Origin of the sequence: Pantoea sp. LS15 (assembly GCF_012241585.1) — a bacterium.
In the GTDB taxonomy this organism is placed as follows: domain Bacteria; phylum Pseudomonadota; class Gammaproteobacteria; order Enterobacterales; family Enterobacteriaceae; genus Enterobacter.
In genome coordinates this window covers 153,508-163,590 of record NZ_JAAVXA010000010.1, presented here as the reverse complement: position 1 = coordinate 163,590, position 10,083 = coordinate 153,508, and the positions used below count along the sequence as shown (strand labels likewise).

General features: G+C 54.3%; 9 protein-coding genes and 1 pseudogene. 1 reads left to right on the top strand and 9 read right to left on the bottom strand.

All coding sequences use genetic code 11. The features are described from left to right. Window positions 1–210 precede the first annotated feature (210 nt). The 6 genes and pseudogenes from ispH to HED65_RS22715 form a co-directional block, all read right to left on the bottom strand. Entirely contained in the window at window positions 211–1,161 is a 951-nt protein-coding gene (ispH, locus tag HED65_RS15830) for a 4-hydroxy-3-methylbut-2-enyl diphosphate reductase (RefSeq protein ID WP_114979271.1), read from the bottom strand. A 1-nt stretch (window position 1,162) separates the two neighbouring features. Beyond that, window positions 1,163–1,612 (bottom strand): FKBP-type peptidyl-prolyl cis-trans isomerase, encoded by a 450-nt coding sequence (fkpB, locus tag HED65_RS15825; protein WP_013095528.1) that lies wholly within the window; start codon window positions 1,610–1,612, stop codon window positions 1,163–1,165. Window positions 1,613–1,664: 52 nt separating this feature from the next. After that, complete coding sequence (lspA, locus tag HED65_RS15820; protein ID WP_028016633.1) at window positions 1,665–2,165, bottom strand: signal peptidase II; 501 nt, start codon at window positions 2,163–2,165, stop codon at window positions 1,665–1,667. Further along, window positions 2,165–4,981: an isoleucine--tRNA ligase gene (gene ileS / locus HED65_RS15815; protein WP_114979270.1), complete on the bottom strand. Its 2,817-nt coding sequence runs from the start codon at window positions 4,979–4,981 to the stop codon at window positions 2,165–2,167. Before ileS ends, lspA begins: the two co-directional genes overlap by 1 nt. A gap of 45 nt (window positions 4,982–5,026) precedes the next feature. Beyond that, a complete protein-coding gene (ribF, locus tag HED65_RS15810; RefSeq protein ID WP_114979269.1) occupies window positions 5,027–5,953 on the bottom strand; it encodes a bifunctional riboflavin kinase/FAD synthetase in 927 nt (308 codons plus the stop codon). A 7-nt stretch (window positions 5,954–5,960) separates the two neighbouring features. Then, window positions 5,961–6,179: pseudogene (locus HED65_RS22715) on the bottom strand (DUF2575 domain-containing protein). A gap of 101 nt (window positions 6,180–6,280) precedes the next feature. On the opposite strand from HED65_RS22715, the gene rpsT reads away from it, so the two are divergent. Beyond that, window positions 6,281–6,544, top strand: a complete 264-nt coding sequence (gene rpsT, locus HED65_RS15800) for a 30S ribosomal protein S20 (protein ID WP_003856458.1) — start codon at window positions 6,281–6,283, stop codon at window positions 6,542–6,544. A gap of 57 nt (window positions 6,545–6,601) precedes the next feature. On the opposite strand, the gene nhaR is transcribed toward rpsT, so the two are convergent. The 3 genes from nhaR to dnaJ form a co-directional block, all read right to left on the bottom strand. Beyond that, window positions 6,602–7,501, bottom strand: a complete 900-nt coding sequence (nhaR, locus tag HED65_RS15795; protein WP_114979268.1) for a transcriptional activator NhaR — start codon at window positions 7,499–7,501, stop codon at window positions 6,602–6,604. A 57-nt stretch (window positions 7,502–7,558) separates the two neighbouring features. Next, window positions 7,559–8,734 carry a Na+/H+ antiporter NhaA gene (gene nhaA / locus HED65_RS15790; protein WP_114979267.1) on the bottom strand — a complete coding sequence of 392 codons (1,176 nt, stop codon included), beginning with the start codon at window positions 8,732–8,734 and terminating at the stop codon, window positions 7,559–7,561. A 172-nt stretch (window positions 8,735–8,906) separates the two neighbouring features. Next, window positions 8,907–10,052 carry a molecular chaperone DnaJ gene (gene dnaJ / locus HED65_RS15785; RefSeq protein ID WP_028016628.1) on the bottom strand — a complete coding sequence of 382 codons (1,146 nt, stop codon included), beginning with the start codon at window positions 10,050–10,052 and terminating at the stop codon, window positions 8,907–8,909. Window positions 10,053–10,083: the final 31 nt, after the last annotated feature.

The window sequence follows — 10,083 nt, the reverse complement described above, 5'->3', positions numbered from 1 at the left end:
AAGCTCTTTTCGTCCCCCATTGGGACCCCCTTTTGATTTCTTGTTTCTCTCTTGCAGTTGCCAGACCGCAAGTTGTTTTAACAAATCAAAAGGGGTTTTTATAACTGGCTTAAAGCTGAAAGCTTTCCGGAACCCCCAGCCTAGCTGGGGGTTTTCTGTGCACAAAAAAAGGCCAGCACATGAGATGCTGGCCTTTCATCAAATAAGGAGTTATTCCACTTCGCGGGCGTCGATACGCAGTTCTTTTGGGACTTCGAAGACGATATTCTCTTCGCGTCCTTCCAGCGGAACCGCTTCGCCACCGCCCAACTCCTGCAGACGGACAATCACGTTCTGCACCAGAATATCCGGCGCAGAAGCGCCTGCGGTAACGCCGACGCAGGCCGCATTTTTCACCCACGCTTCCTGAATGTCCGTTGCATCGTCAATCAGGAATGCCGCTTTCCCCATACGCTGCGCAAGCTCGGCCAGGCGGTTGGAGTTAGAGGAGTTCTTCGAGCCAACAACCAGCACCACATCCGCCTGTTCAGCCAGTGCACGCACCGCTTCCTGACGGTTAGTGGTCGCGTAGCAGATGTCATCTTTACGCGGCCCGACGATTTTCGGGAAACGCTGGCGCAGGGCGTCAATCACGTCAGAGGTATCGTCCACGGAGAGCGTCGTCTGGGTCATAAACGACAGACGGGCTTCGTTTTTCACATTCAGCGTCAGTACATCTTCCGGTGACTCAACCAGATACATGCCCCCTTCCGGGTTGCTGTACTGACCCATGGTGCCTTCAACTTCCGGATGACCCGCATGGCCGATCAGAATCGACTCTTCACCACGACGACTGGCGCGCGCCACTTCCATATGCACTTTCGTCACTAACGGACAGGTCGCGTCAAACACCGTCAAATCGCGGTTTTTTGCTTCGTTACGCACTGCCTGAGAAACACCATGTGCGGAGAAAATCAGGATCGCACCATCCGGTACTTCGCTAATCTGCTCGATAAAGATGGCACCGCGCTCGCGCAGGCTGTCGACCACATAGCGGTTATGCACCACTTCGTGACGCACATAAATCGGCGCGCCGTAAATCTCCAGCGCGTTTTCAACAATGCTGATAGCGCGGTCTACACCGGCGCAGAAGCCGCGCGGGTTAGCCAACAGGATCTGCATTTCAGGCCTCCAGTACTGGGTCAATCTCCAGCACTTCAATATCAAAATGGACGGTGCGCCCGGCAAGCGGATGGTTGAAGTCAACGGTGATGGAGTCGCCATTGATTTCGCGGATCACGCCAGGCATTTCGCTGCCATCCATAGCGGTAAAGAGCATAATCGCCCCGATTTCCGGCTCACCCGCATCCATAAACTCTCGGCGCGAGAAATACTGGATCAGATCCGGGCTTGGCACGCCAAATGCAGCATCCGGCTCCAGTGAAAACGCCTTTTTCTCCCCCTCTTTCAAACCGAGAAGCTGTTGTTCAAGACCTTCAGACAGGGAGGTATCGCCAAGACGAAACAGGGCTGGTTTGCCGTTATTGCGGGTGGATTCAGCTGTAGAGCCATCATCCAGTTTCAGCGTGAAGTGAACGAGAACCGCGCTGTTGCTCTGTACGGATTTAGACATGCAAATTGCTCGCTTGTTTTGCCCGGTGGCACTACGCCACCGGGCGAGTTTGTTACGCCTGCTCTTTCGCGGCCGAGTTAGGCAAGAAGCCTTCCAGCACGATTAACGCCGCACCGATACAAATTGCGCTATCGGCGAGGTTAAAGGTCGCGAAGTGCCAGTCACCGACATAGAAGTCGATCATATCGACCACAAAGCCGTGCCACAGGCGGTCAAACAGGTTGCCCAGTGCGCCACCAATGATCAGCGCGTAAGCGATGTTATTTAGCTTTTGCGTTGCTTTCGAACGGTACATCAGCACCGCCAGCACCACGCAGATACCGATTGCGATACCCGCAAAGAACCAGCGCTGCCAGCCACCGCTGTCAGCAAGGAAACTAAACGCCGCGCCGTAGTTGCGTGCATAGTGCAGGTTAAGTGACGGGAACAGTGAAACCGTCTCCCCCAGAGCAAAATTCTGGAGGATCAGGAATTTGCTGCCCAGATCAATAATCAGCACCACCACAACCAGCCACAGCCAGCGCAGTCCTGTTGAACAGAGAGTTTTACTCATCAGGCAAACTTACGTTTTTCGCCGTCTCCGGCGACGTTGCTTACACAGCGTCCGCAGATATCTGCGTGTTCCGCCACCTTGCCGACATCAGTGGTGTAATGCCAGCAACGCGGGCATTTCTCACCTTCGGCTTTGCTCAGCGCGACTTTCAGTCCTTTGAGCAGCTCGCTCTGCTGAGCATCAGCAGAAGCTTCGGCATAATCCGCAACTTTCGCGCCTGAGGTCAACAGGACAAATCGTAATTCATCGCCCAGTGCCGTTAGTTTCGCTGCCAGTTCAGGTTCTGCATACAGAGTCACTGTCGCTTCCAGAGAGCCGCCGACTTTCTTATCCGCACGCGCCTGCTCGATAACCTTGTTCACTTCACCACGCACTTTCAGCAGTTCGTCCCAGAAAGCATCGTTCATTGCTTCGGTGCTGGAGAGATCGAACAGACCTTCGTACCACTCGCCAGTGAAGACATACTTCTCACGGTCGCCTGGCAGGTAACCCCAGATTTCATCCGCGGTGAAGGACATGATCGGTGCCATCCAGCGCACCAGCGCTTCTGCGATGTGGAACAGCGCGGTCTGGCAGCTACGACGCGCCACGCTGTCCGCTTTCGCGGTGTACTGGCGGTCTTTGATGATGTCGAGGTAGAACGAGCCCATCTCAATGGAGCAGAAACGCATCAGGCGCTGCACCACTTCGTGGAAGTCGTAAGACTCATAGGCTTTCAGGATATCTTCCTGCGCCGCTTTCGCACAGCCTACCGCCCAGCGATCCAGAACGACCATCTCTTCCGGTTTCACCATGTCTTTCACTGGATCAAAACCGTTCAGGTTCGCCAGCAGGAAGCGTGCGGTGTTACGGATACGACGATAGCTGTCAGCAGCACGTTTCAGGATCTCATCAGACACCGCCATTTCGCCGGTGTAGTCAGTGGATGCCACCCACAGACGCAGGATGTCTGCGCCCAGTTTGTTCATCACGTCCTGCGGAGAAACAGTGTTACCGATAGACTTGGACATCTTACGGCCCTGACCATCCACAGTGAAACCGTGGGTCAGTACCTGGCGGTAAGGGGCTTTACCTTTCATGGCGGTGGAGATCATCAGAGATGACATGAACCAGCCACGGTGTTGGTCAGAGCCTTCCAGATACATGTCGGCGGCGTGACCGGCAAATTCCGGACGCACGTCAACGACTGAGGAGTGGGTAGAACCGGAGTCGAACCACACGTCCAGAGTATCTGGTACTTTTTCGTAGTTATCAGCGTCTGCGCCCAGGATGTCGCGGGAGTCGAGATCCCACCACGCCTGGATACCGTCAACTTCGACGCGCTTCGCCACTTCTTCCATCAGTTCCAGGGTGTTCGGGTGCAGTTCCTGCGTCTCTTTATGCACGAACAGAGACATTGGCACGCCCCAGGTACGCTGACGGGAGATACACCAGTCAGGACGGTTAGCCACCATGGATTCGATACGCGCCTGGCCCCAGTCCGGGATCCACTGCACGCCTTTGATCTCTTTCAGAGACTGCTCACGCAGGCCTTTCTGATCCATGCTGACGAACCACTGCGGGGTCGCACGGAAGATGATCGGCGTCTTGTGACGCCAGCAGCATGGGTAGCTGTGCTGCATTTTTTCAACGTGCAGCAGTGCGCCGCTGGTGCGCAGCATATCGACGATGATGTCGTTCGCTTTAAAGACGTTGATACCGTCCAGCGCCGGGTAGGTGCCAGGGAGGTATGAACCGTCCGGGCCAACCGGGTTGGCGATTTCCAGACCGTATTTCAGGCTGATGTTGTAGTCGTCAGGACCGTGGCCACCGGCGGTATGTACTGCACCGGTACCCGCGTCCAGCGTGACGTGCTCGCCCAGGATCGCCGGAACATCGAAGTCCAGGAACGGGTGTTTGAAGCGCATCAACTCCAGCGCGTCACCTTTCACGGTGCCCAGCACGGTGTAGTCGGTGATGTTTGCGCGTTTCAGCACGCTCTCAACCAGATCTTTCGCCAGGATAACTGCCTGACCGTCAATCTGCACCAGCGCGTACTCGAACTCACCGGACAGGGAGATCGCGCGGTTGGCAGGCAGCGTCCACGGTGTGGTGGTCCAGATAACCAGAGAGACCGGACCGTTAACGGACGACACGCCAAATTTGGCTTTTACTGCATCCTGATCGACGGCATGGAACGCCACGTCGATAGACGGAGAGGTTTTGTCGTAATACTCAACTTCCGCTTCTGCCAGCGCAGAACGGCAGTCTACACACCAGTGTACTGGCTTCGCGCCTTTGTGCAGGTGGCCGTTACCGATGATTTTACCCAGCGCACGGATGATGTTGGCTTCAGTTTTGAAGTCCATGGTCAGGTATGGGTGTGACCAGTCACCCAGCACGCCCAGACGGATGAAATCAGCACGCTGACCATCAACCTGAGTGGCAGCATATTCGCGGCATTTCGCGCGGAACTCTGCGGCGGTGAACTTCTCACCTGGCTTGCCAAACTCTTGCTCAACTTTCAGCTCGATTGGCAGACCGTGGCAGTCCCAGCCCGGAACGTAAGGCGAGTCATATCCCGCGAGTCCTTTGGACTTCACGATAATGTCTTTCAGAATCTTGTTTACAGAGTGACCAATATGAATGCTGCCATTCGCATATGGAGGGCCATCATGCAGAATGAAGGTTTTTTTGCCTTTTTTGGCTGCACGAATGATGCCGTACAGGTCATCATCAGTCCAACGCGCCAGCATTCCCGGTTCACGCTTGGCGAGATCGCCGCGCATCGGGAACCCTGTTTCCGGCAAATTCAGGGTTGATTTATAGTCACTCATCAGATTCTCGGTTCCGTATTTATCACGTAGGCATTTAAGCCGGGTTCAAAGCCCAAAAAACTCGCGGGCCGTCAATTCATCTCGCGCAATCTGCGCTTTTAGTTCATCCAGCGAAGCAAATCGCTGCTCGTTGCGTATTTTTTTACGCAGTATCACATCTATATGGCGACCATAAAGGTCCATTACAACATCCAGCAGGTGCACTTCTAATTGTTGACGCACACCCGCGACAGTTGGACGCGTGCCAATGTTAGCGACGCCGTAAAACGGCTTATCGCCCAGTCCTGCCACTTCCACCGCATAGACCCCTTTAACCGGGGAAACCTGACGACGCAGCGGTATATTCGCCGTCGGGAAACCAATAGTGCGGCCGAGCGCATCGCCATGAACGACGCGACCTGAGATGGTGAACGGATGCCCCAGCAGGGTTTCTGCCGTATCCAGTTCATCATCTGCCAGCGCCTGGCGTACCGCCGTGCTGCTGACGCGTATGCCACCTTCACAGAAGGTCATCGCGCTTGTGACGTCAAAACCGTACTCCAGACCAGCCTTCTGTAATAGCAAGAAATCGCCCTGACGACCAGCGCCAAAGCGGAAATCATCCCCCACAGCAAGAAACTGCACACCAAGACGTTCAACCAGCAGGTCACTGACGAAATTTTGTGCTGTCAGTGCAGCAAAACGACGATCGAAACGTACACACAATACGTAGTCCACACCGGACTCAGCCAGGTAGCGCAACTTCTCGCGCAGGCGAGTGAGACGGGCGGGAGATTTATCGCCCGCGAACAGCTCCAGCGGCTGCGGTTCGAAAATCATCACTACAACAGGCAGGCCACGGGCCTCCCCTTCTTTACGCAATCCCTGCAACAGCGCCTGATGACCACGATGCACGCCGTCGAAATTACCAATGGTCAGCACGCACCCGTGCGGTGCTCTGCTGAGATTATGTATGCCGCGTATCAGCTTCATGTCTGGCTCAAAACAGTGAAAATCGCCAAAGTATACCTTGTACGGCGGTTAAGGTTAACCGGCGATTGTTCGCGCAAAACAGAAAGCCGTAATGATTTCATCAGGCTGACCTTTCGCAGCGAAAAAATCTGCTCGTGAACTGCGATTTTTATGCCGAAAGGCTGTATTCAGGGAAGACAAGCTGGTAGAATCCTGCGCCATCACTACGTAACGTAGCGTCGCTAATTAACGGCGCTTATTTGCACAAATCCATTGACAAAAGAAGGCAAAGAGGGCATATTCCTCGGCCTTTGAATTGTCCACATAGATCATATTTGGGAGTTGGACTTGGCTAATATCAAATCAGCTAAGAAACGTGCCGTTCAGTCTGAAAAGGCTCGTAAGCACAACGCAAGCCGTCGCTCTATGATGCGTACTTTCATCAAGAAAGTATACGCAGCAATCGAAGCTGGCGACAAAGCTGCAGCGCAGAACGCATTTAACGAAATGCAACCAATCGTGGATCGTCAGGCTGCTAAAGGTCTGATCCACAAAAACAAAGCAGCGCGTCATAAAGCAAACCTGACCGCGCAGATCAACAAACTGGCTTAATCGCTATTTGTTGTTGCTTGTTTAAAGAACCCGCTTAACGCGGGTTTTTTTATGCCTTCAGATTGCCGGAGGTGTAAACAGCGCAGAGTAGTCGCGGTTACAGATTCGCTGTACCGCCGGGTGTTGAATCATCCTTTCAGCAAAAATGGCGTGATACTCCTCCATCACGTTATCCACTCTGCCTATCTCCGTAATCTTGTCATCATAATAGAGATCGTGCGCGTACAGCGTTGGTGCAACGAAGATCGCATTGTGGGCTTCACCAAAGGCTTTCATCAGTGCCGCGTCATCAAACTCGCCGAGGATTTCCACGTTAAGCCCCTGCGAATTAAACCAGTTCAGCAACTTTCGTCCCAGCATAGAACGCCGTCCAGGTACCAGCAAACGACGCTCTTCCAGACAGGCAGGAAACGGCTTGTCCGGCGGCGGGTTAATACACCAGAAGCTGACGCCACACTCACCAATCTTCACCGAGAACAAGCCCTCCTGCTGCGTGGAGTCGATTGGGCAATCCGAGATAATCATATCCAGCTTATGCTGGCTCAACTGCTCCAGCAGCATCTCGTGAGTGGATTCAAAGCAGCGCAAATGGATTTGCTCATCTTCAACCACTGCCGCATCCAGCACGCCGCTCACCAGCCGTTTTGACAGTGCATCGGCCACGCCGACATCAAAGAGCAAATTAGACTCTTTGCGGTAGTTGACGATATCCAGCATCTCCTGGCTCAGGGTAAACATTTTGTCTGCGTAACGGAAAACCAGCTCACCCAGTTCACTGGGCTCAATCCCACGCCCCTTGCGCTTGAACAGCTTGCCCTGCAGACGTTCTTCCAGCGCCTTGATTTGCCCGGTGATGGTTTGTGGTGTCAGGTAGAGCGCCTCTGCGGCGCCCACGACCGAGCCCTGTTTGTAGACGTGCCAGAAGTAGTAAAGATGGTTGTAATTCAAATGAGACATTGCGTCTTCGCTCCCTGATAGTCTATCGGGAGAAGGCTCCCCTCCTCCCGGTTTCCGTTATGCCTGGACAGCCTGTCCAGACAACTTCACCTTCAACAAGGTATAACCGATCACTGCGGCCAGCAATGACCCGATAAGAATGCCAAGTTTTGCCCAGACGATAAGCTCCGGTGCATGCGTACCAAATGCCAGCGTCGAGATAAAGATCGACATCGTAAACCCGATTCCACACAGCACGCCAACGGCCATAATCTGTCCAAAGGTTGTGCCGTGCGGCAATGATGCCATCTTCAGCTTCAGCGCCAGCCAGCAGAAGAGGCTAATCCCCAGCGGCTTACCGATAAACAGCCCGGCAATAATGCCCAGAGGCAGTACGGACGTCAGCCCGTCCAGCGTGACACCGCCCAGGGAAACACCTGCGTTGGCAAATGCGAACAGTGGCAGGATCATAAAGGCTACCCACGGGTGCAGCACATGTTCCAGCTGTTTGGCAGGCGACTTGCCGTCCTGCGGCTTAAGCGGCACGAAGAAGCCGACGATCACACCTGCCAGCGTGGCATGCACGCCCGATTTCAGCACCGCCGTCCACAGCACCATCCCCACGAGGATGTAGATACCGATGCGACGCACATTGAAAATGTTCAGCAGTGCCAGCACTGCAATCGCCCCAGCAGCGACACTCAGTGACAGGATCGACAGCTCGCTGGTATAGAACAGCGCGATAATCACAATAGCGCCCAAATCATCAATAATTGCCAGCGCCATCAGGAAGATCTTCAGTGCCACCGGCACGCGGCTGCCCAGCAGGGCTAAAACACCGAGCGCAAAGGCAATATCCGTTGCGGCCGGGATCGCCCAGCCATGACGCGCAAGGGGGTCCTGCCAGGTAAACGCCAGGAAGAGCAACGCCGGAACCACCATCCCACCGATGGCGGCAATAATCGGGAACGCCGCACGCTGGCGGCTGGCAAGTGAACCCAGCACCAACTCGCGTTTAACTTCAAGCCCCACCAGGAGGAAGAACACAGCCATCAGTGCATCGTTGATCCACAGCAACATGTTCTTGTTAATTTCCAGCGCCCCAACCTTCAGCTCGACGGGCGTTTCCAGAAATGCGTGGTATAGATCGCGGGTAACCCCCAGGTTAGCCAGCACCATCGCAGCCGCAGCGGCAATAATCAGGATCACGCCACCGGACGCTTCACTGCTAAAGAAACGGTGTAGTAATTTCACTTTAATTCTCTCTTTTACAACAATACTTCGATAAAACCATAATACCAAGCCATATAGCTCGGCAAAAACAGATTAATATTGAGTATATATTCAGTTTTACCGAACTATCCTTACAAAAAGAAAAAGCCCGGAATTGCTTCCAGGCTTTTGCAGATTAAGGCCAGCTAACGAATTAGCGGGTCAAATCATCGAAGAATTTTTTGACGCCATCGAAGAAGCTTTTGGAACGCGGGCTGTTCTTCTCACCCGTCGGGCCGCCAAAACTCTCCTGAAGCTCTTTCAGCAGTTGTTTCTGCTTGTCATTCAGGCCAACCGGCGTTTCCACGACGACGCGACACAGCAGGTCGCCCTGAGCACCGCCACGCACGGATTTAACGCCTTTCCCGCGCATGCGGAACAGCTTACCGGTCTGGGTTTCACCAGGGATCTTCAGATTAACGCGACCATCCAGCGTCGGGACTTCGATTTCACCACCGAGTGCCGCCATCGCGAAGTTGATCGGCACTTCGCAATACAGGTTGTTACCTTCACGCTCGAAAATGGCGTGCTGTTTAACCTGCACCTGAACGTACAGATCGCCTGCCGGTGCGCCGTGTTCCCCAGCTTCACCTTCACCCGCCAGACGGATGCGGTCGCCCGTATCGACGCCAGCCGGAATTTTAACGGACAGGGTCTTTGTTTTCTCAACGCGACCGTGGCCGTGGCATTTGGTGCACGGATCTTTAATCAGCGTACCGCGACCGTGACAGTGAGGACAGGCCTGCTGTACCGCGAAGAAGCCCTGACGCATCTGTACCTGGCCTGAACCGTGACAGGTTGGGCAGGTCTGCGGCTGGGTTCCCGCTTTCGCGCCGCTGCCGTGGCAAACGTCACACTCTTCCAGCGTCGGGATACGGATCTCTTTGGTGACACCGCGAACAGCCTCTTCCAGCGTCAGTTCCATGTTGTAGCGCAGGTCCGCGCCGCGCGTTGCGCGCTGACGACCACGGCCACCGCCGAAGATGTCGCCGAATACATCACCAAAGATATCGCTGAAGTCAGCGCCGCCGCCAAAGCCGCCGCCACCGAATCCACCGCCGCCCATGCCGCCCTGTTCAAAGGCTGCGTGACCATACTGGTCATAGGCTGCACGTTTTTGTGCATCGGTCAGGACTTCGTAGGCTTCTTTGATCTCTTTAAATTTGGCTTCAGCCTCTTTGTCACCCTGGTTACGGTCCGGGTGGAATTTCATGGCCAGGCGCTTATACGCCTTTTTGATTTCACGCTCTTCCGCAGTTTTCGGAACGCCTAAAATCTCGTAATAGTCTTGCTTTGCCATTGGTTTTTTTAAGCCCCTTAACATGCGAGCA